The organism is Parabacteroides goldsteinii (assembly GCF_020091425.1).
In the GTDB taxonomy this organism is placed as follows: Bacteria; Bacteroidota; Bacteroidia; order Bacteroidales; family Tannerellaceae; genus Parabacteroides; species Parabacteroides goldsteinii.
On the sequence record NZ_CP081906.1, the window covers coordinates 6874234 to 6898324 of the forward strand.

Genomic DNA, 24091 nt, shown 5'->3' on the forward strand with positions numbered 1-24091 from the left:
AATTTTATTCTTATCAATCGATAGCATTATGAAAAAAAAGATTAGTTTGTGTTTATTGGTTCTTGGTGCAATTTATATTTCCTGTGGCTCAGTGAAAGACCGGTCGGAGGAGCAACAGGCCCTTTCTTCTTATGTAAACCCTTTTATCGGGGCATCCACCAGTATGGATGCCGGAGGTTCTTATCATGGTCTGGGGAAGACTTTTCCCGGGGCAACGGCACCGTTCGGTATGGTACAGGTCAGTCCGAATACGATTACCGGAGGGGATAATGGTTCCGGGTATAGTGACGAACATACTTCTATCGAAGGTTTTGCTTTTACACAAATGAGCGGGATTGGCTGGTATGGCGATCTGGGAAACCTGCTGGTTATGCCCACGGTAGGAAAACTGCATACGTTTTCGGGTGCATCGGACGATCCGGATAAGGGATACCGGTCCCGCTACGACAAGTCTTCGGAAGAAGCATCTGCCGGTTATTACGCTGTGATGCTGACGGATTATCAGATAAAAGCGGAGGCAACGGCACTTCCCCATAGTGGAATGTTGCGTTTTACATTTCCTGAAAGTAAAGAATCGCGTATCCAGATAGACCTGGCGAGAAGGGTGGGGGGAACTTCCACCTGGCAAGCCGTCGAAGTGATCAATGACCATACGATCCGCGGAGAGATGAAATGTCCTCCTGAAGGCGGTGGTTGGGGGAATGGCGACGGTAAAGCAGATTATACTGTCTATTTCTATGCCGAGTTCTCGAGACCGTTCCGGTCACATGGCGTATGGTCGGCCGATATACCGGATGACTGGACGCGCAAACGTGGAGATATAGAGAGCGAACGCTATCAGGAAGTAGTGAGGAATGCCCGGATCATTCCGGACGTGACTTCTTATGTAGGCAAACATCTTGGATTCTATGCTGACTTTGAGACGGAAACCGGAGATCAGATTCTGATGAAAAGCGGTATCTCTTTTACCAGTATGAGGAATGCGGAAGAGAACCTGCATTCGGAAATGAATGCGTGGGATTTTGATGCGACACTGGCATCCTGCCGGCAGTTGTGGAATGACGCACTTTCCAAAATATCCGTGTCTGGCGGGACGGAGGATGAAAAGCATATCTTTTATACAGCCCTTTATCACACGATGGTCGATCCTCGTGTTTGCAGTGATGTAAACGGAGAGTATATGGGAGCGGATAAACAGGTACATGTAACAGACCAGTTTTCTAAACGGACGATCTTTAGCGGCTGGGATGTTTTCCGGAGCCAGATGCCTTTGCAGACGATTATTAATCCGACCCTGATCAATGACCAGATTAATTCGTTGGTTGAGATTGCGGACCAGAGCGGAAATAACTATCTGGAACGTTGGGAGTTGCTGAATGCCTATTCCGGCTGTATGCTGGGAAATCCGGCTATCTCCGTGTTGTGTGACGCTTATTCTAAAGGAATCCGTTCGTATGATATAGACAAGGCTTATCAGTATGCTTTGAATACATCCCGGATGTTTGGAAATAATGAGAACGGATATACACCGGGTTCCATTTCCCATACATTAGAATATGCTTACAACGACTGGTGTATGGCCCGTTTGGCCGAATGGTTGGGGAAAGAGGCGGATAAGGATGTTTTTGATCGTAGGGCAGGAACTTATACGACCCTGTACGATCCGGATTACGGATGGTTCCGTCCCCGTAATGAAAAAGGGGAATATTTGCCGTTGCCGGAACAGGGAAGACTGGCCGAAGGATATGGCTGTGTGGAAAGTAATGCCTACCAGCAAGGCTGGTTTGTACCTCATGATGTGGAAGGTATGATCAAACTGATGGGCGGACGGGAAAAGGTGCTGGCCGATCTGACGGATATGTTTGAACAAACACCAGCCAACTATTTATGGAATCAATATTATAATCATGCCAACGAGCCGGTACATCACGTGCCATTCCTGTTCAACCGCCTGGGTGCTCCGGAGCTTACACAGAAATGGACGCGGGATATTTGCCGGAATGCTTATAAAAATTCGGTGCTGGGATTGGTCGGTAATGAGGACGTAGGACAGATGTCTGCCTGGTATGTGTTGGCGGCTAGTGGATTACATCCTGTTTGTCCGGGCGATCAGCGGTATGAACTGACGAGTCCGGTGTTTGAGAAGGTTGTCTTCAATCTGGACCCGAACTATGCTGAGGGAAAGACATTTGTGATTGAAGCTCACAATAATAGCCCTGAAAATATATATATCCAGCAGGCAACTCTAAATGGAAAGCCTTACGATAAATGTTATCTGATGCATGACGACCTGATGAAGGGAGGGACTTTGGTCTTGCAGATGGGGGCAAAGCCTTCGGATTGGGGGAAATAGATGATCCATCGTTTCACTATTCGATGGGTATAAAGCGTAGATAAAACAAAAGCGGTAAGACTGTGTCTGCCGCTTTTGTTTTATCTGCATTCTCCAATATAACGATTAATTTTCGTCAGCAAACATCGGGTCCCAGGCCGGAAGACGGGTCGGTGTTTGTTTGAGGACGTCTTTTACTTTGTCGGTGATATATTTCTTATCGACTACCAGACGGAACATATATTCGTTGAACCATTCGTCGGTCATGATCAAATGTCCGTTGTTGGCACCCGGTCCCCAACTGTTTTCAACCATCCATTTTTTCGGTTGGCCGTTGCTGTCCAGGTCTACTGCCATTAAGGTCATGGCATGCGACGAACCGCTGGCGAATGTCTGGATGCGTTGTTTCTTATCCATACCGAAAGTGGTACCCATCAGTGAGCCGTAATCGTAATAGTTCACGTCCAGCAGGCCACGTTCACGATCGAAGAATTTACCCACGTCGCAAGAGAAGTACATCATAGTGCTGTCTTTGATAGAGGCGATAGCCATTTCCTTGATGTCCTCTATCGGCAGGTTAACGTATGTCCAGTTCTTGCCGTCATAGCGGTGGCGGTCGAAGTCGATTTCGTATAACTTATAGTATTCGCGGCTCGGATCGTTCATCAACATGACATAATTGTTTGTCAGATCCTTTCCGATATATTCGTCGAAGAATGACTGGGGCGTGTATTCTTTCGTTTCAACCGGATCGCCTTTGGCGTCTTTGCGTGTCCAGGTAAATTTCGTAGGCGGTTCACCCAGGTTGAGGACCAGCATCCGGTAAATAGTTCCCAGCATTTCGGTTTTATTCTTTTCCAGTGCGGCTACTTTAGCCCCTTTGGCTGACTGGTCGCGTAGTTGCAGACCAAATTCTTTCAGTTTGAGACTGATCAGGTTTGCCATTCTTCCGGTGCTCTCGCTACTATTGGTTTCTACCATTACGTCGGAGGGGACAACGCCATATTTTCCCAGGATATCGGATATTCCGGTAAACTGTCCTCCGTCGCTGAGCGGATTTTTAAATAACCATTCCACCATCTTGTCATCCATCGGTTTTTCCCGGGTATCAATGATACCTTGCAGGAAAAGGTTTGCTTTTTCAAGTTGGTCCCAGAAGAAAGAATAGTTTTGTGAGAACTGGAAATCTCCCATATTATATTTAGCGATTGCCTGTGCACGGAATACGTTCAGTCCGGTAAACAACCAGCAACGTCCGGAAGATTTCTGGTTGGTGATGCCTTTACCGTTTACTTTGTGAGAAAAGTAAGTGTCGAAATTGTTTTTGCTTTCAGCGTTTACTGCCAGTTTGTTGATGTCGTTATTACTGATCGCATTATGAATTGCTTTATCAGTCGGTGTTCCTTTGTAAGATTGTTTGATCTGTTGCAGCATCTCCGCGGAAATACCTCCGTCGGCTTGCTGTCCGTAGGCGGATAACGCGATACCCAAGGCCAGGGTGGTTATCCATAGGTTGTTTCGTTTCATGATATAGTTCGTTTATGTTATGTATTTAATCTGCTGCAAAGATAAGGGATACAAATTGGAATGGCGAAAATATGGGATAAGAAAAATAAGGGATATCCTGGAACAGGAATACCTCACCTGTTATGAATTATTTTTATCTGTAATTGAATAAAGTTTATCTCGTATTGAATTTTATTCAATATAATTTATATATTTGTCCGGATAAGTTATTAGAAAAGCAATAATATGAAACAGGTAAAATTATTATTCAGCATTATCTTCTCTTTTATTACCGTTGTTTGTTTCGGGCAGTTGATGCCGCTGGCCGATGAGGCGGTAACCCTGAATACTCAAAACGGAGCCATTCATGGAAAAATACTTCTTCCCCCGGGAATGAAATCTTCTCCTGTAGTCTTGTTGATTGCCGGATCAGGACCGATCGATATGGATGGTAATTCTGCGATCGGACAGATGACGAATAATTCTTTAAAGTATTTGGCCGAAGATCTGGCAGAGCAGGGCATAGCTTCTTTACGTTTCGATAAACGGGGAATAGCATCCAGTGCACCGGCAGGAAAGAAAGAGTCTGACTTGCGTTTTGAGGATTATGTCAACGATGTGAAAGGCTGGATCGATTATCTGGGAAAGGATTCACGTTTTACCGGTATTACGGTGATCGGCCATAGTGAAGGTTCGTTGATCGGGATGCTGGCATGCCGTAATAATCCGAAAGTAAAGGCTTTTGTTTCTTTGGCTGGGGCGGGAAGACCGGCTTATGAGATAATAGAAAAACAGCTTTCGTCCCAACCAGAATCTGTCAGGAATATGGTCGCTTCTATCAATGATTCGTTGAAGCAGGGTAAATTAGTCCCGAATGTACCGTTCGGTATGGAGGCTTTGTTCAGGCAATCGGTCCAACCCTATATGATATCATGGTATAAATATAATCCCCAACAGGTAATAAAGGAGTTGAAAATTCCGGTGTTGATCGTACAAGGGAAAAATGATATACAGGTTCTGGTGGAAGATGCGGAGTTGTTGAAGAAAGCGGCTCCTTCTGCAACACTTCTTTTGATAGAAAAGATGAATCATGTACTGAAAGATTGTGATACGACTGATCCTCAAAAACAGATGGCGGTGTATGCAAATCCTTCTTTACCGGTTAATGCCACTTTGATTTCGTCGCTGAGTTCGTTTATTAAAGAGAAAAAGTGATTATGGGAGAAGTCAGAAAACGTTTGCCGTTGCAGTGTCCGGCCTGTGATTCCCCTCTGAGAGTGGGGAGGTTGTTTTGCGGGCAATGCGACACGGAGGTTTGCGGGAACTTTGAACTGCCTCTTTTGGCACGGTTGACCGAGAAAGAACAACAGTTTATCGTTGATTTTATTAAGTCGAGCGGAAGCCTGAAAGACATGGCGAAGAGTATGGGAGTGAGTTATCCTACCGTCAGGAATGTACTGGATGATCTGATTGATAAATTAAATAAGATAGAGTAGTTATGAAAAGACAGTGGTTAAATTTTCTTGTTAATCCATTTGAATGGATTGCCGGAGGACAAGCGTTAGGGTGGGGATTATTAGGAATGGTAGTTTCTACAGTTATATGTTATCTTTCCGGCTGGCATTATCACGGGTTGTTACATTTTGGTCCGGCACCTAATCCGGCCTGGTGGTGTTATGCGGTGGAACATCTGGTTGTCTGGATAGTCCCGGCTGTGTTGTTTTATCTGGGTGGATTGATTCTGTCACGTTCACGGATAAGGGTGATCGATGTCTTGGGGACTGTTGCTTTTGCCCAGTTACCTTTTATCTTTATGAATTTATTCAATATGCTGCCTCCGATGCAAAACCTGGCGAAGATCGATATGAATGTGCCGCCGATGGAACTAATGGCTCAACCCGGTTTCCTGGTCGGGATATGGCTGTCGTTGATCGGTATGATATTTTTGGTGTGGGCATTGGTTTGGATGTTCAAGGCTTTGAAAGTGTCCTGTAATCTGAAAGGATATCCGTTAGGTATTCTTTATTGTGTGGCTGTGTTTGGCGGAGATATTCTTTGCCGGTATCTGATTGGTTTATGTTATTAATATATTGCAGACACGGACTTTACGGTTCTTGTATAAAGAGTTATCCGTAAATCCGCGTCTGTATTATAATTAATGTATAGAATACTTATTTCTTAGCCAGGAACTTTTTGCTTAACCATTTTCTTACCGGTTCATCATATAGTTTCAGGCACAGATAAGCCACAACTATATTTAAGGTAAGAACACCCAGAACCATTTGCCAGGTTTCTCCGAGAGTGAAAAGCTGCTTGTCGATCAACCAGGCATAGAACAGGTACATGAACGGATAGTGTATGATATAAAGCGGGAAAGAGATATCCCCTAAAAATTTACAAATCTTCGTAGACTTTATATCCGTAGTCGTTCCCGATGCTCCCAACCAAATAAGGATAGGGAAAACGATGATGATACAAAACGATTCGTAAAGTCCGTTTATGCAAATCGGGTCGGTTCCTTCCAGATAAGGAACTGAGAACAATCCCAGTAATATAATTGAACAAATCCAGAAAGCGCCTCTAATCTTTATGGGTTTGAAGTTACGGGATAAGAGCATACCCATGGAGAAAGGGAAAAGCATTCGTAACAATCCGCCGATAAAGTTCACGCCATCCAGTGTCCAACCCACTCCGATATTACCGTATCCGGAAACATTGAGGGAAGCGAACGCAGCCAGTGCCACACCCATCAAAAAGACGACTACAGTCAATGCTTTGGTGGATAATCGGCGAATAAACAAGGCATAAAGAATATTACCGATATACTCGAAGAATAATGACCAGCTGGGACCGTTCAACGGAAACATTTCGCCATTCCCTCTGACATCGTAACTGGCTCCCGGTATGGCGGGTATGAAAAACAGGGAGCAAAGCAAAGATAACATAACTGTGGAGATAGCCACATGTGTTCCGTCCCATTTTACACTGCCTTGAATAAGGAAAGTGATAAGACCCAGAACCGCTCCCATGATAACCATCGGATGCAGACGGATTAAACGGCGTTTAAAGAAATCTTTCAGGGTTAAACTCTTTGCCCAACGGTCGTCGTAAGCATAGCCGATAACGAAGCCGGATAGGATAAAAAAGAAATCCACGGCCAGATAGCCATGGTTGATACCTCCGATGGTATCGCTGCCTCCGGCAAAAGCGTAGCCTTCGTACACATGATACCATACGACTAAAAGGGCTGCAACCCCTCTTAATCCGTCAAGAAGGTCGTAATGAGGTTTAGTGTCTGTAAATGCAGCGGAAGAAATGTTTTGCATGATAAAATTTATAATTTAGATTATTATTGTAAGCTGTTGCCTATGACGCCCCAAAATTAGAGAACTTCTGTTTCCTAACATTTGTCCTACGTCAAATTTTGCCAGGGAAAGATTATTTCTGAGCTCTGAGACGGCTGAGCGTCGACAGCGTTATTCCCAGATATGAAGCGATATATCCCAGTTGTGCTCGCTGGCAAACCAGAGGAAACTGCTGTTTAAATTCTTCGTATCTATCTTTGGCTGATAATGTAAGGTGTTCTTTATGTGAACGGTGCAATCGTCTGTATTCGTTTTGATGAATGACTCTTCCCCAATTGGCTAATTCAATATTTGTCTCAAACAGCCGTAATAAATCGGTCAGTGATATTCTATAGGCAACAACGTCTTCAAGTGTTTCCACAAATTCTTCACTGGGTTTGTTATAGTATAATTCGTCCATGCTGAATACAATTCTCCCCTCGTCAGAAAAGGAGGTCGTTATTTCTTCCCCGTTTACCAGCCAGAAAGAGCGGGTCATTCCTTTCTCTATGAAATAGGCTGATTTGCAAAACATATCTGCCTTTATCAACTGATATTTTTTAGGGAAATGGCATAAAGTCACATTTTCTTTCAATGTTCGTATCGTATCATCAGAAATGGGGTACGAAGAGTTTATCTTTTCTATAACATTCATCATAAGGCAAATCCTAAATTGCTTTCCTTCATATGCAAAAGTAAGAGGAAAACACCGAAAACGTGAATAAAATCGGAAGAATAATGCAAAACTACAGAAGTAATCTGCGGAGTGCCGGAATATCTTCTGCTATGTAATCCGCTCCGGCTTCCGATAGTTCTTTGTAATCTCCGAATCCGTATAAAACGCCGATAGAATCTATACCTGTGTTTTTGGCACCGATGATATCGTGTTTCCTGTCGCCGATCATGACGACTGAATCTCGGTCCGTTATATTGTTTTCCTCTAATATATAGTTGATTACATCCGTTTTGGTATGAAGCGAACCATCCAGGCCACTTCCTGCGACGAAAGAAAAATAACTGCTTAATTCAAAATAATCCAGAATGCGTCTGGCGAATATTTCCGGTTTGGATGTGGCCAGTATGACGGTTTTGCCGTTTTGTCGGACTTGTGCCAGCAATTCTTTAATTCCCGGATATAACTCATTTTCCAGAATACCCTTGACAGCATACCTTTCTCTGTATTTGGCAACGGCGATGGTTGCCTGTTCATCGGTAAAATTGTAAAAGTCTTTGAATGAATCCATCAAAGGAGGACCGATGAACGGTGATAATTCGCGTAAATCGTTTACCTGAATGCCAAAATGGTTCAGTGCATATTCGACGCAGCGGGTAATCCCGCTTTCCGAATCGGTAATTGTACCGTCGAGATCAAAAAGGAGGTATTTGTATTGTTTCATTTGTTATCATATTTGAATGTTACTTTTCTCTTGATAGAAAAGTAACCAAAAGATCAAGGCTACATCTGCCTCGCTACTCAGCCTCCTGCGTTCGCTGTCGTCTGTGAACTCGCTTCGCTCAAACAGCACAGCCTCCGGGCGCTCACTCCGGATGCTTCGCTTTACGCTCACCAGATGAGGCCTTTCAGAGGAAGCGGAGCCTCCTTTTAGGGTTGCCGATTCCGACCTTCTATAACAGACTGATACCTATTAACAGACAGTATTGGCAATCCTAAAAGAACGCAAAGCGTTCTTGTCAAGGCCTAAGCGGGTGAACGTCCGCGAAGGGGAAAGACGAAGCGTTCGGAGCATCTGCTGTTTGAGCGTAGCGAGTTCAGAGGCGACAGCGTAGTCTTTCACCGTAGCAGTGAAGCCGGTTAAGCCTTGATCTTTTGGCTACTTTTCCATCAAGGGAAAAGTAGGTTCAATTATTTCTTGGAAGCCCAAACCAATCCGTCCTGCCGGATATGCCATACATTACCGTCTGTTCCGGGCAATGTGATTTCATACATGGAAGGCGTATTGAACAGTTTGATCTGTTTGGCCTGTTCTGCCGGGCATAATTCTTCCGGTTTGAGGGCGGCTATAGATGGTGCATATTCGCCGAAGGTAGCAGCATATTCGTTCTGACGGTAATACAGGTTACGCAGAAGCCATTTAACTTCATCATTCGGGTCTGTTACGAATGGTGTTTCGCCAGTTCCGGCCACTTTATCGGATATCTGTACGAATCCCCAGTATTCCGGCATATGAATATTGATTACCCCTGTCGGAGCCCATACCCAGTTGTATTCACGAATCTTATCTTCGCCTTTGATAGGGACTTTTACGTATTTTCCGTCCTGTATATCCGTTGTCCATTCCACACGTGAGAAGTTCGTACGGATATGTTCGCCGGGTACAGGTTTTTCTTTTCCTCTCGCCACCTGATAGATGGAAGACCAGGGAATGAAAACTTCCACGCTCCATGATTTGTCTGTATCTTTCGGGTTGTTCAAAGTCCCGTCTACATGAACGGCCGATTTCATACCGGCAAATTCCCAGTTGTTCAGGACTTGCGGATTATCCCGGTAAGGTTTGCTCAGATACAGATCCCATTCCGTACCCAGTGAGTTTACTTCATATTCCAGATAGTTATGCGTATCGTTTGTCGGATTGAGGAATATTTCAAAATCGTTATCCTGGTAGATTACGGCATCGTGTTCCGTGATGGTGCCCCATACATGTGGTTCTTCCATCAGAACGGCGAAGTACATACCGTTATCATCATAAGTCATTTTTGCCCGTGTTTGCAGAAGTGGTTTAGGACGTTTGTCTCCTTCGATATCGACAAAGTCGGTAGTCCAGGGAATCGCATCCCATTCTTCGGGAGAGAGTTTGCCGTCTATCTTGATCGGAGCCGGAGCCTTGTAACATACATACGTCGGAGGATTGTAAGCAGCCTGCGGCGTGTAAGTGATCTCTTTCCCTTTCTCCTGTGGCGCTTCTGCACAAGAAAGGAGTAACAATGCTGCGATTGGCGCAGTTAAAACTGTTTTCTTCATTTGTTGTTTAATTTAGTATGTTTATTCTGATTTATTCTGATTTTCAGTTGATTCCTGTATCATTTCCACCGCTGCTCCCAACCATGTATCAATATCATCCGGATAATGTTGGGCGGAACGCGTATCACTGCGTTTATGCCCCAGGCGTACGACGACGGCATTCAGTTCCGGAATGGCAAAAACATATTGGCCGAGAATTCCCCGCATATAAGGAATTTCCATGCCTTTATAGGTAAGATGCCAGAACTGGAAACCGTAACAGTGGTTTGTCTCATTATACTCTTTGAAGGTCAGGCTGGTGTCGGGTGTTGTCGCTTCCGTTATATAGGATTCGGAAACCAGTTGCCTGCCGTTCCAGCTGCCTTTGTTTAAGATTAGTTGTCCGAAACGGGCGAAGTCGCGGGCATTACTGTTGAAACAGCAATATGCTTTTTCGATACCCTCTTTTTTATCCAGGCTCCAGAGCGCATCTTCTTCCGCATTCATTGGAGTCCATAATTTTCTTGAAACGTACGAACTGATGTTTTCTCCGGTCGCTTTTTCTACAATGAGGGAAAGTAGTTGTGTCACCCCGCTCTGGTAGATAAAGTTAACGCCCGGCTCTTCCGTTTCTTTCATGCCTAAAGCGATCTTTTCCAGGTCATCCCCGTAATACAATTTCGTGGTAGGCGAGAAAGGGGAGGAGTAGGCTTCGTCGAAATCCACACCGGCACTCATTGTCAGCAGATGACGGAGGGTCAGCACTTTTCCATTGTATCCCTGAAATTCCGGATAGAAATCGCTGACCGGTTGATCTACGTTTTTGATGAATCCGTCGTCAATAGCACATCCTATAGCTAGCGAAACAATGCTTTTGGCCATGGAAAACGAGTTACTGTGCGATTTAGGGGAATAATCTTCCCAGTATTGTTCGAAAAGTAAAGAACTGTCTTTGATAATGACAAAAGCGACCGTTCCCAGTTCATCAAATACCGGCAGGTATTTTTCGGGGATGGAGAGTTTGTTGTAGTCCTCAGACTGTATCCATGCTTGTGGAGCTCCTGCTTCTATGGTCCGGTTTTCAAAGATCGGATACTGGTCGATCTTCGGGAGCAGATGAATCAGCGCACGACGCAGATAATAATTGGAGGGCAATACCAGATAGCCTCCGATACAACATAGAGCCAGCAGTATTGCCCAACCTGTTTTTTTCATTTATTCCGAATCTTCTTTATACCAGCTTGAATACATGTGGTAGTTTTTAGCAATCTTCTGATTTATCTCTTTCGCCTGTTCCGGGTCTACTTTCTTTACGAACTTAGCCGGTACGCCGGCATAGATACTGCCCGGTTCGACAATCGTCTTGCTCAGTACGACTGAACCGGCAGCTACGATCGCTCCTTCACCGATCACGGCATGATCGAGGACAACCGATCCCATTCCGATCAGGGCACCGTTGGATATCTTAGCCCCGTGTATGGTAACGTTGTGTCCCACCGAAACGTCATCGCCAATCTCTATGGTTGACTTTTCATATAATGTATGTAGTACGGAACCATCCTGTATGTTGACACCGTTTCCGATGCGGATCGAGTTTACGTCGCCGCGGAGGACAGTCCCGAACCAGATGCTGCAACCGTCTCCAATTTCGACATCGCCGATAATTGCGGCGTTGTCTGCTAAAAATGTGTCTTTACCGATCTTCGGGGTAAAACCTCTTACTGATTTTATTATTGCCATGTTTATATAATTGTAATTCTTCAGATTTCTGCTGTTTTCTCTTTTAACCAGGCTTTTTCATCTTCATTCAGATGAGGGCTTAACAAGTCGTATACCATTTGGTGGTATTTGTTGATCCATGCGTGTTCTCTCACTGACAACATGGGGACAACAATCAGTTTGGTGTCGATGTAGCATAAAGTCAGTGTGTCGAATCCGTAAAATTTGCCATATTCCGTTTCACTGTCTTCGCGGACCAGAACCATATTCTCTGTCCGAATACCATATTCGCCTGTCCGGTACATGGCAGGTTCATCACTGATTACCATGCCGGGTTTCAGTGGGACGGGGTTTGCTTCCATACGGATACTCTGCGGGCCTTCGTGTACATTCAGGCAATGACCGATTCCGTGTCCCGTTCCGTGCAGGTAATTAATACCGGCGTCCCATAATGCTTTGCGGGCCAGGATATCCAACTGAACGCCCTTTGCTCCGGCCGGGAATTTGCATTTGGCAATCCCGATCGTGCCTTTCAGCACACGGGTAAAATCTTTTTTCATCTGTTCGGTCGGTTCACCCAGGGCTATTGTACGGGTGATGTCGGTCGTTCCGTCCAGATACTGGGCACCGGAGTCCATCAGAAGCATACTGTCTGCTTTTATTTCCACATCGGTCTCGGGCGTGGCGGCATAATGCACGATGGCTCCGTGGGCGGCGTATCCGCAGATGGTCTCAAAACTATCCATGATGTATTGCGGCTGTTCTGCACGTAAAGCCGTCAGCATGGCTGATGCGCTAAGTTCTGTTACTTTTTCTCCTGCTGCTAATTTCTTTTCCAGCCAGATGTAGAAACGGGTCAGGGCAATACCGTCTTTTATCACAGCATTGCGGAATCCTTTTATTTCTGTTTCGTTCTTGATACTTTTCAGGTGGTTGGCGGGAGTGATGCCTTCGATGATCGTGCAACCTTTGGGAAGGGCGTTGTACAATGATATATTTGTTTTTGCCGGGTCGATGAATACGCGGCTGTTTTCCGGAAGCCGGGACAGGTATTTCTGTATCATCGTGTAGTCGGCCAGTATAACCCCCTCTTTTTTCAGGTTTTCAGCAGACTCTGCCGTTATCTTTTTAGGGTCGATAAAAAGCACACTTTCGTCTTCCGAGACAAACGCATAACTGATTACCACCGGATTGTAAGCGACGTCTGTTCCGCGTATATTAAATGTCCAGGCCACTTCGTCGAGAGCAGCGAGGATCAGGCTGTCGGCTCCTTCCTTGCGAAGCATGTTATTTAATTCATCCAGCTTTTCGCGGACGGATTTTCCACTTAACTCGACAGGCATTTCAAACAGCGGATTACCAGGGATGGCAGGCCGGTCTTTCCAGACCAGATCGATCAGATCGCAGGATGTTTCCAGTTTGATCTCTTTCCGGCGCAGGGCCTTTTCAAGTATTGCCGTTTCAGCTACGCTGTATGTCTGTCCGTCGGTTCCGACGGTTTGTCCGCTTTCCAGTTCATGAAGCAGAAACTCCTGGATTGTCGGAGTTTCCGGCAAAGCCATTTTATATAGTTCGATACCTGAACCTTCCAGTTGGATACCGGCCTGCAGGAAATACCGAGAGTCTGTCCATAACCCGGCTTTATCGGCTGTTACGACCACTGTTCCGGCAGAACCGTCAAAACCGGATATCCATTCGCGTGATTTCCAACGGTTGGCAGGGTATTCGCTCAGATGCGGGTCTGAACTGGGGATGATGTAAGCATCTATATTCTTTTCTTTCATTGCCTCTCTAAGCGCGGCAATACGTTCCGGAATGTTTGTTTTCATCGCATTATTGTTTAGTCAACGTTACTATTCGCAAAGTTAAGAAAATATCGGGAAAACCATTTTCTTCACCTGGAAAATACCGGAACATTGTGATCCTCTTTAAATATCATCGTTATGTCTGTCTGAATTTTTGCCGATGAAATTGTTTGCCGATAATTATGGGCAAACTTGTCGACAATTGTAGGTAATCTTATCGATAATTATGCGCAAGCTTGCCGATAGTTATCAACAAACAAAAATGTAACGGAAAAAAATTGAAACGATAAGAAGGATTGTATCTGTGGTAAGTATAATTTAGACATATGAAGTAGGGGTTTTTTATTGATGGAATGTCTTAAATATACCAGGATGTCATTAAAACAGGCAACTTCGGTAAGCTAATACGGAAAAGTGCGGGTCGCATTCGTTTAAAGCTGGAAACGTTGAAGATTTTAAATAAAAAAGAATATATTTGTTGGACTTTACTTAATCGGATGATCATGAAAAGAATGTTGTTTGTTTTGAGTGTAGTGGCTCTGTTTTGCATGAGTTCATGTTCTTCTTACTATTATTCAGTATTGGAGTCGAATGATGCAGTCGGAGAGAAAAATGACGATAAAGATTTTGTCATAGAAAATGACAGTGTGTGCATATCTTACTGTTTTTATGGTGAAGATGCGCCTATATCTATCACGGTATATAATAAGATGGATGAGCCTCTGTTTATTGACTGGCAACGTTCTGCATTGATCATTGACGACGTTGCAACCAGCTATTACCAGGAGAATGCCCCGATACAGGGACAAACCGAATCTTCTTCATATGGTGACAGTTTCAGTTGGAGCAGAAGATATAGTTCGACAGACGCTTATTCTAGCGGCTCATTTGCCGGTCAGATAGCTTTGCCTAAAGGTGTCAGTTTTATTCCTCCCAGGTCAAAGGTGGAATCTACTCTTCTGAGACTTACGAATTTTCCGTTCGACCGTATACCCAAAGGGGCATATACGACACAGAAATTTGCCAAGTCCAATTCAGATGTGGTAAATGTGAAAGTGAAGAAGTTTACGGAGGATGATAGTCCTTTGTCTTTCAGGAGTTATCTGAGTTTATATACGGCTAATCCGGAGAACGGAGGGAAAAACTATTCTTCTTATGAAAGTAGTTTCTATGTTGCACAGCTGATCAAGACGGGGAATGTGCCGCCAGCTTCTTTTGATGCCGGGAAAAAGCAGGCCGGAGACTTTTTCTATGTGCATAAGGTAAAAGGCGCTGATGCCGGAATTATCGTAGGTGCCGTAGCCATTGGTGCTGCTGGTATTGTAATAGAGTCGACGCTGACACCTGATCACTATTGATAGCGGTAGGAAATGAGGATAATATAAAAATGGAAGGTTATGAAGAAGTGGATGTTTTTGGTTTGTTTGTCAGGGATGTTGTTGAGTCTGAGTAGTTGTTCTTCTTATTACTATTCGACGCTTGCTTCTAATGACCGGTCGGGTCGTTATGATGTCAATAAAGATTTTGTGATCGATAACGATAGTGTGTGTATCATCTATAACTTTCATGGAGAGGATGGTCCGGTATTGGTGACGGTTCAAAACAAAATGGATGAACCTCTGTTTGTGGACTGGCAGCGTTCGGCTTTGATTGTTAACGGTAAGGCAACCAGCTATTATAAAGATGCCATTCCTGTCGAAGGGGTCACGGAGTCTTCTTCGTACGGAAGTTCGTATAACTGGGACCGGCAATATGGTTCGGTGAGTAGCCGTTCGCGTGGCAGTTTCTCCGGAGAGATACAGCTTCCGAAAGGAGTGGAGTTTATACCTCCTTGTGCTCAGATAGAATCCTCCAATCTTACATTAGATAAATTAGTATTTGATATAGTATCACGTGAAGATTTGACCGATCAGCCGTTTGAAAAGGCAAACGGTGGCCGGACAAACTTGAAGATGAAGACTTTCAGTGAGAGAAACAGTCCTTTACGTTTCAGAAGTTATCTGGCGCTTTTTACCGGGGGAGAAAACGGAGTGGAACGTCATTATTCTTATTATGAAACGTCTTTTTATTTGTCGGAGTTGATAAAAGCCGGAAATGTGGCCCCTTCCAGCTTTCAGGCCTGGAGAAATGAAGAAGGAAACTTTTTTTATAACTGCGATTATCGGAGCAGACGTACCGGATTGATTTGGGGATCTGTTGCTCTTGGTGTTGCCGGGCTTACTACTGTTATATTACTGGCAACGAAAACTCCTTCGCTTGATATGCCTCATTTTTAAATGACAATGAAGAATATTACAGATCTGAAAACCGTCCGTCTCAGCGACGACCAGAATGCAGTCGTGATTCTGGACCAGACCCGGTTACCGGCTGAAGAATGTTATTTGGAACTTACTTCGGCTGAGGATATCTGGGATGCAATTTATAAGTTGAAAGTACGCGGGGCACCTGCAATCGGTGTTGCTGCGGCCTATGGTATATATGTTTGTAGCAGGCAGATCGAGGCCGGCTCATTCGATGAATTCTATACGGCGTTTCGTCAGGTTAAAGAATATCTGGCGGGATCGCGGCCTACGGCTGTCAATCTGGTCGCAGCTTTGAACCGGATGGAAAAGGTCGTATTGGAAAATGCTTCGGAAACAGTACCGGCTTTGGTTGAACTATTACATAAGGAATCACTGGCTATCCGTGAGGAAGATGCGGTTGCCTGCCGGCGTATCGGGGAACATTGCCTGTCATTGTTGCGTCCGGGGATGGGGATTTTGACCCATTGCAATGCAGGTCATCTGGCCGTATCTGAATATGGGACGGCATTGGCTCCGGTTTACCTGGGAGAAGAGAGAGGATATGGTTTTAAAGTTTTTGCCGATGAAACCCGCCCGCTGCTCCAGGGAGCTCGCCTGACGGCATACGAGTTGAACAGAGCCGGGGTGGATGTCACGCTTATTTGCGATAATATGGCTTCGTCTGTTATGCAGAAGGGTTGGGTACAGGCGGTCATTGTCGGTTGTGACAGGATCGCTGCCAATGGCGATATCGCTAATAAGATCGGGACTTCGGGCGTTGCTATACTTGCCCGGCATTATGGCATTCCTTTTTATGTTTTGGGACCTACTTCTACGATTGATATGCAATGTCCCGATGGTAAATCCATTGTTATTGAAGAGCGGGATCCTGCTGAAGTAACAGAAATGTGGTATATGCATCGTATGGCTCCGAAAGATGTAAAAATATTTAACCCGGCTTTTGATGTAACACCTAACGAATTAATTACTGCAATTATTACGGAAAAAGGAATTTTCAATCCGGCGAATGGAGGATTTGAGGCATAGTATCAGATATGCAAATAAATCGTTTAAATCGTTCGAGCATATAAGCATTGTGTATGATTGAATAGTATAAGGATATGGAGTGTGGCATTCCTATTTGTTCAAAAGCCAAGAGTAAAAAAACAGTCTCATAAAAGTTTTTACAACTTTCAGATCCACCCTTTTATTTGAATAATTGAAGTATGATATTCAATGCTTATACAGGTGATTCCGAATATAAAAAGCGGTGTCACCTCAGTGTTTAAGGTGACACTGGAAAAAGAGGCAGCGTCACTACCTATATACGAAGAGAATCAAAGGGTATGGGGCAAAAGATGAAGGGGGACGCCAAAATCATAAAAACACAGATATTTATGTATGAATAGGCGGTGAATGGGAAACGGATGCCTACCCGTTTCCCATTCACCGCCTATCCGTTGGAAAAAAATCGTACGTTTTTTTCCAAGAATACGTATGGATTTTCCCCTATATCCCGGCAGGTTATACCCTGTAAAGTAGCATTCAATTCTTTATACCCTATCGGTATGTACGTTATAGGGTGGGGAGACCATCATGCCAGTACAAGCGAAAAGGATCTGGAGGCGGTTATGGAGAGATGATGTGTCTTGCTGCTACAAAGAGTGTTATAACGGATCGGATTTTAGCTTGTTTTGTGGAGGCTTCGTGAAAATAAATTCCGGAAAGTTTTGCTAATAACGAAAGAATCAGTAATTTTGCTGCCCATTTTGAGGATGTAATTAAAAACAATATAATAAATTAAATTATGATCGTAGTTCCATTGAAAGAAGGCGAAAACATTGAAAAAGCGCTTAAGAAATTTAAAAGAAAGTTCGAAAAGACAGGTGTGGTAAAAGAGCTGAGAAGTCGTCAGGCTTTTATAAAACCCTCTGTTGAAAAGAGAAAGCAAAACATGCGTGCGGTTTACGTTCAGCAATTGCAGCAGGTAGAAGAATAAAATATCCTGTCAGGCTTGTTTTATTGAATTCTTATTCCTATTTTCGTTGCATAATAGTTGATGCAACGTAGATATGTTGATAGATTCATTTTTAGATTATCTTCGGTATGAAAGGAATTACTCCAATTATACGATAGAGGCTTATTCGAAAGATTTGCGTCAGTTCGAAGAGTATGTGAAATTGAATAAGGAAAGCGTATTTGTTCCGGGAGATGTCGATGCGGATTTAGTCAGAAGTTGGATCGTTTCTTTAATGGACGAGAAGATTTCTCCGGTATCGGTCAATCGGAAATTAAGTTCTTTGAAGTCTTTTTTTAAATTCCTTATGAAGCAGGGAGGTATCTCTGTGAATCCATTGAGGTTAATAACCGGACCGAAGACAAAGAAACCGTTGCCTTATTTTGTAAGAGATAAGGAAATGGAGTTGTTGTTGGACGGAGATGGATTTGATGAGGATTTTGAAGGTGTAAGGGATCGTCTGATACTTGAAATGCTGTATGATACAGGTATCCGCCGTTCGGAATTGATCGGAATACAAGATTCCGATGTGGATTTCGGAGCGATGCAGATACGTGTGACAGGTAAGCGTAACAAGCAGCGGTTGATTCCATTTGCAGAAGGGTTAAAGAACTTGATACAAGCATACACTGAAGTTCGAAATCGTGAAGTTGGTTCGGAGAGCGGATGGTTTTTTGTAAGAAAAAACGGGGAGCAGTTATCGGCAGGTATCGTATATACTATAGTAAAGAAGAAACTGTCGGAGATCCCAACATTGGCGAAACGTAGCCCTCATGTATTGAGACATTCGTTTGCAACAAGTATGTTGAATAATGGAGCAGAGTTGAACGCTGTGAAAGAGTTGCTCGGACACAGTAGTTTGGCTTCAACCAGCGTTTACACACATACAACCTTTGAGGAATTAAAAAAAGTGTATCATGCTCATCCTAGAGCTAAAAAAGAAGGAGGTTAATTATGGACATTAGAATTCAAGCAATCCATTTTGACGCTACAGCGCAGTTAGAAGCGTTTATTCAGAAGAAAGTTAGTAAGTTGGAGCAATACTTCGACGGCATAATATTGGCAGAAGTAACATTAAAGGTCGTGAAGCCTGAAGCTGCTAAGAATAAAGAGGCTGCTGTACGTTTAAAAATAAAGAATGGCGATTGCTTTGCGGAGAAGGTAAACGACACTTTTGAAGAGTCAATTGACGAATGTGTTGAAGCTTTGGAAAAGCAATTAGTTAAATTCAAGGAAAAAATCAGAGCCAAATAAAAAAAAACGGTAGATAAATTTGGTATGTAAGAAATAATATCTAAATTTGCAGCCGTTTCGCCTACCTGACGAAACGGCTTCTTTTAGAAAGAAGGTTTGCCTCTTTAGCTCAGTTGGCCAGAGCACGTGATTTGTAATCTCGGGGTCGTTGGTTCGAATCCGACAAGAGGCTCAAAAGAATTGAAATTTGAAATGGGCAGTTACCAGAGTGGCCAAATGGGGCTGACTGTAACTCAGCTGTCTTTCGACTTCGGTGGTTCGAATCCATCACTGCCCACTACTAAGGAACAATTCTAAGCGAGAATTGGTTCGTGAAAGATTTAAAATTGCGGAAGTAGCTCAGTTGATAGAGCATTAGCCTTCCAAGCTGAGGGTCGCGGGTTTGAGCCCCGTCTTCCGCTCTTTTTATTTCGCCTGTGTAGCTCAGCGGTAGAGCACTTCCTTGGTAAGGAAGAGGTCCCGAGTTCAAGTCTCGGCACCGGCTCAAGATGATATTTAGAACATGATCATTAATCAAATAAAGAACAATTAAGTTATGGCAAAAGAGAAATTTGACAGATCGAAACCACATGTGAACATTGGTACGATTGGTCACGTTGACCACGGTAAAACAACTTTGACAGCTGCTATCACAACAGTATTGGCAAAGAAAGGTCTTTCAGAATTGCGTTCATTCGATTCTATCGACAACGCTCCTGAAGAAAAAGAAAGAGGTATTACAATTAACACTTCTCACGTAGAGTATCAGACTGCAAATCGTCACTATGCTCACGTAGACTGTCCGGGTCACGCCGACTACGTTAAGAACATGGTTACTGGTGCTGCTCAGATGGACGGTGCTATCATTGTTTGTGCTGCTACTGATGGTCCTATGCCTCAGACTCGTGAACACATCCTGTTAGCTCGTCAGGTAAACGTTCCTAGACTGGTTGTTTTCCTGAATAAATGTGATATGGTTGATGATGAAGAAATGTTGGAATTAGTTGAAATGGAAATGAGAGAATTACTTTCATTCTATGATTTTGATGGTGACAACACTCCGATCATCCGTGGTTCAGCTTTGGGTGCATTGAATGGTGATGCTCAGTGGGAAGATAAGGTAATGGAGCTGATGGAAGCTTGTGATACTTGGATTCCGCTGCCTCCGCGTGAAGTTGATAAACCATTCCTGATGCCGGTTGAGGACGTCTTCTCTATCACTGGTCGTGGTACTGTTGCTACAGGTCGTATCGAAACAGGTATTGTGAAAGTTGGTGAAGAAATTCAGATTATCGGTTTAGGTGCAGCAGGTAAGAAATCTGTTGTAACAGGTGTGGAAATGTTCCGCAAATTATTGGATCAGGGTGAAGCTGGTGACAACGTAGGTTTGTTGCTTCGTGGTATCGATAAGAACGAAATTAAACGTGGTATGGTTATCTGTCACCCGGGACAGGTTAAAGAACACTCTCGCTTCAAAGCTGAGGTTTATATCCTGAAAAAAGAAGAAGGTGGTCGTCACACTCCGTTCCATAACAAATATCGTCCTCAGTTCTATATCCGTACATTGGACGTAACAGGTGAAATTACTCTTCCGGAAGGAACTGAAATGGTTATGCCTGGTGATAACGTAACAATCGACGTTGAACTGATCTACCCGGTAGCTTGTAACGTAGGTCTTCGTTTCGCAATCCGCGAAGGTGGACGTACAGTAGGTGCTGGTCAGATTACAGAATTAGAAAACTAATTCATACATAAATCATGTAGCCAGTCTGTAACAGGACTGGCTATTTTACGGAAGTAGCTCAGTTGGTAGAGCACTGGTCTCCAAAACCAGGTGTCGGGAGTTCGAGCCTCTCCTTCCGTGCTAAAAATCTATAGATTCGATGAAAAAGATAATTACTTATATTAAGGAATCTTATAACGAACTTGTTTATAAAGTTTCTTGGCCTACTAGAACAGAGCTTTCCAATAGTGCTGTGGTTGTTATGTTTGCTTCCCTTATAATTGCAGCAGTAATCTTTGTTGTGGACTTAGGCTTCGAAAGCGTAATGCGTTTCTTCTACGAGAAAATCTTTTAATCAGTTTTAGATATGTCTGATATCCAAAAGAAATTTTATGTTCTGCGTGCCATCAGTGGTAAGGAGAATAAAGTCAGAGAGTATCTCGAGGCTGAGTTGAAGAACACAGATCTGGGTGAATATGTCAACCAGGTTCTGATACCTACGGAGAAGACTTTTACGGTGCGTAATGGTAAGAAAGTGATGAAAGAAAGAGCTTACTTGCCGGGTTATGTATTGGTAGAAGCTGCATTAGTCGGAGAAGTCGCTCATCGATTAAGAAACATTCCCAATGTAATCGGATTTTTGGGCGGGTCTGATAACCCGGTTCCGTTGCGTCCTTCTGAAGTGAATCGTATTTTAGGTACGGTTGACGAATTGCAGGATCAACAGGAAGAACTGGATGTCCAATTTTATGTTGGCGAGAGTGTTAAGATCACCTTCGGACCGTTCAGCGGTTTTACGGGTGTAATCGAAGAAGTCAACGCCGAGAAAAAGAAACTTAAAGTGATGGTGAAGGTTTTCGGACGTAAAACCCCGCTTGAGTTGGGTTATATGCAAGTTGAGAAGGAGTAATGCTTTTGTTACGAGAAGTATTTTCTTTCTGTTATTGATGTTATATATCTAAATTTTAGAAAAATGGCTAAAGAAGTTGCTGGACAAATCAAATTGCAGATTAAAGGAGGAGCAGCAAACCCTTCTCCCCCAGTAGGACCTGCCTTAGGTTCTAAGGGTATTAATATTATGGAGTTTTGCAAGCAATTTAATGCCAGAACCCAAGACAAGGCTGGTAAGATATTACCTGTGGTAATTACTTACTATGCTGATAAGTCTTTCGACTTTGTCGTTAAAACCCCTCCTGTTGCTATCCAGTTATTGGAAGCATCTAAACAGAAGAGTGGTTCTGCTGAGCCGAACCGTAAGAAGATTGCAGAAATCTCTTGGGATCAGGTAAAAACTATTGCAGAAGACAAACTGGTCGACTTGAACTGTTTTACTGTTGAAGCTGCCATGAAAATGGTTGCCGGAACAGCTAGAAGTATGGGTATAACTGTTAAAGGGACATTCCCGGGTAATAATTAATAAACTTCAATTGAAATGAGTAAACTGACAAAAAATCAAAAGTTGGCTTTGGGCAAGATTGAAGCTGGGAAAGCATATACGTTAAAAGAAGCATCGGCATTAGTAAAAGAAATTACTACTACTAAGTTTGATGCATCTGTAGATGTGGATGTTCGTTTAGGAGTTGACCCCCGTAAGGCCAATCAAATGGTTAGAGGCGTGGTTTCATTGCCTCACGGAACAGGAAAACAAGTTAGGGTTCTCGCATTATGTACACCAGACAAGGAAGCTGAAGCAACTGCTGCTGGAGCTGACTATGTTGGCTTGGATGAGTATATTGACAAAATTAAAGGTGGTTGGACTGATATTGACGTTATCATCACTATGCCTTCTATCATGGGTAAGATCGGTGCTTTAGGTCGTGTATTAGGCCCTCGTGGTTTGATGCCTAACCCTAAGAGCGGTACGGTTACCAATGAAATCGGCAACGCAGTGAAGGAAGTTAAGCAAGGTAAGATCGACTTTAAAGTAGACAAATCTGGTATTGTTCATACATCAATCGGAAAGGTATCTTTCAATGCCGATCAGATTCGTGATAACGCTAAGGAATTTATTTCAACTCTTTTGAAGTTGAAACCGTCTGCAGCTAAAGGTACATATATAAAGAGCATTTATCTTTCTAGTACAATGAGCGCGGGTATTAAGATTGACCCGAAATCAGTTGAAGAAAACTAATTTAAAATTGTTGGACAATGAAAAAGGAAGATAAAGGCATAGTTATAAGCCAGCTTACAGAAACTGTAAAGGAATATCCTAATTTCTATTTGACTGATATCGAAGCATTGGATGCTGAGAAAACAAGCAAATTGAGAAGAGAATGTTTCAAACAGGAAATCAAGTTGGTTGTTGTTAAGAACAACTTGCTTAAAAAAGCACTGGAAAATGTAGGTGGTGATTTCTCACCGCTGCAGGTTGCTTTGAAAGGCAATACAGCTGTTATGTTTTCACAGACAGCTAACGCTCCTGCTCGTCTGATAAAAGAATTTACTAAAGGTGCCAAGAAAGGCGAAGTGGCTAAACCGGAATTGAAAGCTGCCTATGTACAGGAAAGTTTCTATGTCGGTGCTGAAAACCTGGAAGCCCTTGTAAATATCAAGAGCAAAAACGAACTTATCGGCGACGTTATTGCATTGTTGCAATCTCCGGCGAAGAACGTTATCTCTGCTCTTCAGTCATCAGGACAAACTATCCATGGTCTGTTGAAGACTTTGGAAGAAAGATAATTATTTAATATTTTACAGTAAACAATCATTTAAATCATACAAAAATGGCAGATTTGAAAGCTTTTGCAGAACAATTAGTAAACCTGACCGTAAAAGAAGTTAGCGAACTGGCTACAATCCTTAAAGAAGAATATGGTATTGAACCTGCTGCTGCAGCTGTTGCTGTTGCTGGTCCTGCTGCTGCTGGCGCTGCTGCTGCAGAAGAAGAAAAGACTTCTTTCGATGTAATTTTGAAAGCAGCTGGTGCTAATAAATTGGCTGTTGTTAAGGCAGTAAAAGAATTAACTGGTCTTGGTTTGAAAGAAGCTAAAGATTTAGTTGACGGTGCACCTAGCGCAATCAAAGAAGGAATCGCTAAAGCTGACGCTGAAGGATTAAAGAAACAGTTGGAAGAAGCTGGAGCTGAAGTTGAGCTTAAATAGTATTTATAACCTGGTTTCCAGGTGATTTGGTTAAGAGTCTCCCTAAAAGGAGATTCTTAACCTTTTTGTG

General features: G+C 43.4%; 26 protein-coding genes and 5 tRNA genes. 22 read left to right on the forward strand and 9 right to left on the reverse strand.

Going from position 1 to position 24091, the window contains the following annotated elements; genetic code table 11:
• The first annotated feature begins 28 nt into the window (after window positions 1-28).
• A complete protein-coding gene (locus tag K6V26_RS28280; protein ID WP_195437594.1) occupies window positions 29-2353 on the forward strand; it encodes a GH92 family glycosyl hydrolase in 2325 nt (774 codons plus the stop codon).
• Window positions 2354-2458: 105 nt separating this feature from the next.
• Here K6V26_RS28280 and K6V26_RS28285 read toward each other — a convergent pair whose 3' ends face one another.
• Complete coding sequence (locus K6V26_RS28285; protein ID WP_048315144.1) at window positions 2459-3859, reverse strand: C1 family peptidase; 1401 nt, start codon at window positions 3857-3859, stop codon at window positions 2459-2461.
• A 225-nt stretch (window positions 3860-4084) separates the two neighbouring features.
• Here K6V26_RS28285 and K6V26_RS28290 point away from each other — a divergent pair, with 225 nt between their 5' ends.
• From K6V26_RS28290 to K6V26_RS28300, 3 genes are read left to right on the forward strand one after another with little or no spacing between them, the layout of a single operon-like run.
• A complete protein-coding gene (locus K6V26_RS28290; RefSeq protein WP_224264386.1) occupies window positions 4085-5053 on the forward strand; it encodes an alpha/beta hydrolase in 969 nt (322 codons plus the stop codon).
• Between the two features lie 2 nt (window positions 5054-5055).
• A complete protein-coding gene (locus tag K6V26_RS28295) occupies window positions 5056-5334 on the forward strand; it encodes a DUF2089 family protein (RefSeq protein WP_007654224.1) in 279 nt (92 codons plus the stop codon).
• Between the two features lie 2 nt (window positions 5335-5336).
• A complete protein-coding gene (locus tag K6V26_RS28300; RefSeq protein ID WP_010800501.1) occupies window positions 5337-5924 on the forward strand; it encodes a YIP1 family protein in 588 nt (195 codons plus the stop codon).
• A gap of 85 nt (window positions 5925-6009) precedes the next feature.
• Here the strand turns inward: K6V26_RS28300 and K6V26_RS28305 are convergent, their stop codons facing one another.
• The 8 genes from K6V26_RS28305 to K6V26_RS28340 all read right to left on the reverse strand — a co-directional run bounded on the left by K6V26_RS28305 (window position 6010) and on the right by K6V26_RS28340 (window position 13689).
• Entirely contained in the window at window positions 6010-7164 is a 1155-nt protein-coding gene (locus tag K6V26_RS28305; protein ID WP_010800500.1) for an acyltransferase family protein, read from the reverse strand.
• 112 nt (window positions 7165-7276) lie between these two features.
• Window positions 7277-7840 carry a Crp/Fnr family transcriptional regulator gene (locus tag K6V26_RS28310; RefSeq protein WP_224264387.1) on the reverse strand — a complete coding sequence of 188 codons (564 nt, stop codon included), beginning with the start codon at window positions 7838-7840 and terminating at the stop codon, window positions 7277-7279.
• 88 nt (window positions 7841-7928) lie between these two features.
• Complete coding sequence (locus K6V26_RS28315) at window positions 7929-8579, reverse strand: HAD family hydrolase (protein ID WP_224264388.1); 651 nt, start codon at window positions 8577-8579, stop codon at window positions 7929-7931.
• A gap of 6 nt (window positions 8580-8585) precedes the next feature.
• Complete coding sequence (locus K6V26_RS28320; protein ID WP_165364512.1) at window positions 8586-8750, reverse strand: hypothetical protein; 165 nt, start codon at window positions 8748-8750, stop codon at window positions 8586-8588.
• 296 nt (window positions 8751-9046) lie between these two features.
• Window positions 9047-10162: a carbohydrate-binding family 9-like protein gene (locus tag K6V26_RS28325; protein WP_224264389.1), complete on the reverse strand. Its 1116-nt coding sequence runs from the start codon at window positions 10160-10162 to the stop codon at window positions 9047-9049.
• A 21-nt stretch (window positions 10163-10183) separates the two neighbouring features.
• Window positions 10184-11356: a serine hydrolase domain-containing protein gene (locus tag K6V26_RS28330; RefSeq protein ID WP_122329227.1), complete on the reverse strand. Its 1173-nt coding sequence runs from the start codon at window positions 11354-11356 to the stop codon at window positions 10184-10186.
• A complete protein-coding gene (locus K6V26_RS28335; RefSeq protein ID WP_195437589.1) occupies window positions 11357-11881 on the reverse strand; it encodes a gamma carbonic anhydrase family protein in 525 nt (174 codons plus the stop codon).
• Between the two features lie 20 nt (window positions 11882-11901).
• Window positions 11902-13689, reverse strand: coding sequence for an aminopeptidase P family protein (locus K6V26_RS28340; protein WP_224264390.1), 1788 nt, complete (start codon window positions 13687-13689; stop codon window positions 11902-11904).
• A 479-nt stretch (window positions 13690-14168) separates the two neighbouring features.
• Here K6V26_RS28340 and K6V26_RS28345 point away from each other — a divergent pair, with 479 nt between their 5' ends.
• The 18 genes from K6V26_RS28345 to rplL all read left to right on the forward strand — a co-directional run bounded on the left by K6V26_RS28345 (window position 14169) and on the right by rplL (window position 24021).
• A complete protein-coding gene (locus K6V26_RS28345) occupies window positions 14169-15023 on the forward strand; it encodes a hypothetical protein (RefSeq protein WP_224264391.1) in 855 nt (284 codons plus the stop codon).
• Between the two features lie 39 nt (window positions 15024-15062).
• Entirely contained in the window at window positions 15063-15941 is an 879-nt protein-coding gene (locus K6V26_RS28350) for a hypothetical protein (protein WP_007654209.1), read from the forward strand.
• A gap of 6 nt (window positions 15942-15947) precedes the next feature.
• Window positions 15948-16994: an S-methyl-5-thioribose-1-phosphate isomerase gene (gene mtnA / locus K6V26_RS28355; protein ID WP_195586572.1), complete on the forward strand. Its 1047-nt coding sequence runs from the start codon at window positions 15948-15950 to the stop codon at window positions 16992-16994.
• 760 nt (window positions 16995-17754) lie between these two features.
• Window positions 17755-17946: a 30S ribosomal protein S21 gene (gene rpsU / locus K6V26_RS28360; RefSeq protein WP_007654191.1), complete on the forward strand. Its 192-nt coding sequence runs from the start codon at window positions 17755-17757 to the stop codon at window positions 17944-17946.
• Between the two features lie 73 nt (window positions 17947-18019).
• Window positions 18020-18916, forward strand: coding sequence for a tyrosine recombinase XerC (locus K6V26_RS28365; RefSeq protein ID WP_224264392.1), 897 nt, complete (start codon window positions 18020-18022; stop codon window positions 18914-18916).
• Window positions 18917-18918: 2 nt separating this feature from the next.
• The gene (gene hpf, locus K6V26_RS28370) at window positions 18919-19218 is read left to right on the forward strand and encodes a ribosome hibernation-promoting factor, HPF/YfiA family (RefSeq protein WP_007654185.1); all 300 of its coding nucleotides are present in this window, start codon (window positions 18919-18921) and stop codon (window positions 19216-19218) included.
• A gap of 98 nt (window positions 19219-19316) precedes the next feature.
• Window positions 19317-19390 (forward strand) — tRNA-Thr (locus tag K6V26_RS28375).
• A gap of 22 nt (window positions 19391-19412) precedes the next feature.
• A tRNA-Tyr gene (locus K6V26_RS28380) sits at window positions 19413-19495 on the forward strand.
• Between the two features lie 51 nt (window positions 19496-19546).
• Window positions 19547-19619, forward strand: a tRNA-Gly gene (locus K6V26_RS28385).
• A gap of 11 nt (window positions 19620-19630) precedes the next feature.
• Window positions 19631-19702, forward strand: a tRNA-Thr gene (locus K6V26_RS28390).
• A gap of 51 nt (window positions 19703-19753) precedes the next feature.
• Window positions 19754-20941, forward strand: coding sequence for an elongation factor Tu (tuf, locus tag K6V26_RS28395; protein WP_128133172.1), 1188 nt, complete (start codon window positions 19754-19756; stop codon window positions 20939-20941).
• A 47-nt stretch (window positions 20942-20988) separates the two neighbouring features.
• Window positions 20989-21061, forward strand: a tRNA-Trp gene (locus tag K6V26_RS28400).
• A 19-nt stretch (window positions 21062-21080) separates the two neighbouring features.
• On the forward strand, window positions 21081-21275 hold the full coding sequence (secE, locus tag K6V26_RS28405) for a preprotein translocase subunit SecE (protein ID WP_007654183.1): 195 nt from the start codon (window positions 21081-21083) through the stop codon (window positions 21273-21275).
• A 12-nt stretch (window positions 21276-21287) separates the two neighbouring features.
• Entirely contained in the window at window positions 21288-21830 is a 543-nt protein-coding gene (gene nusG / locus K6V26_RS28410) for a transcription termination/antitermination protein NusG (protein WP_010800483.1), read from the forward strand.
• 63 nt (window positions 21831-21893) lie between these two features.
• Window positions 21894-22337, forward strand: coding sequence for a 50S ribosomal protein L11 (rplK, locus tag K6V26_RS28415; RefSeq protein WP_007654181.1), 444 nt, complete (start codon window positions 21894-21896; stop codon window positions 22335-22337).
• A gap of 15 nt (window positions 22338-22352) precedes the next feature.
• Window positions 22353-23051 (forward strand): 50S ribosomal protein L1, encoded by a 699-nt coding sequence (rplA, locus tag K6V26_RS28420; RefSeq protein ID WP_128133171.1) that lies wholly within the window; start codon window positions 22353-22355, stop codon window positions 23049-23051.
• A 17-nt stretch (window positions 23052-23068) separates the two neighbouring features.
• On the forward strand, window positions 23069-23599 hold the full coding sequence (rplJ, locus tag K6V26_RS28425; protein ID WP_007654179.1) for a 50S ribosomal protein L10: 531 nt from the start codon (window positions 23069-23071) through the stop codon (window positions 23597-23599).
• Window positions 23600-23643: 44 nt separating this feature from the next.
• Window positions 23644-24021 carry a 50S ribosomal protein L7/L12 gene (rplL, locus tag K6V26_RS28430; RefSeq protein ID WP_224264393.1) on the forward strand — a complete coding sequence of 126 codons (378 nt, stop codon included), beginning with the start codon at window positions 23644-23646 and terminating at the stop codon, window positions 24019-24021.
• The last annotated feature ends 70 nt before the right edge of the window (window positions 24022-24091 follow it).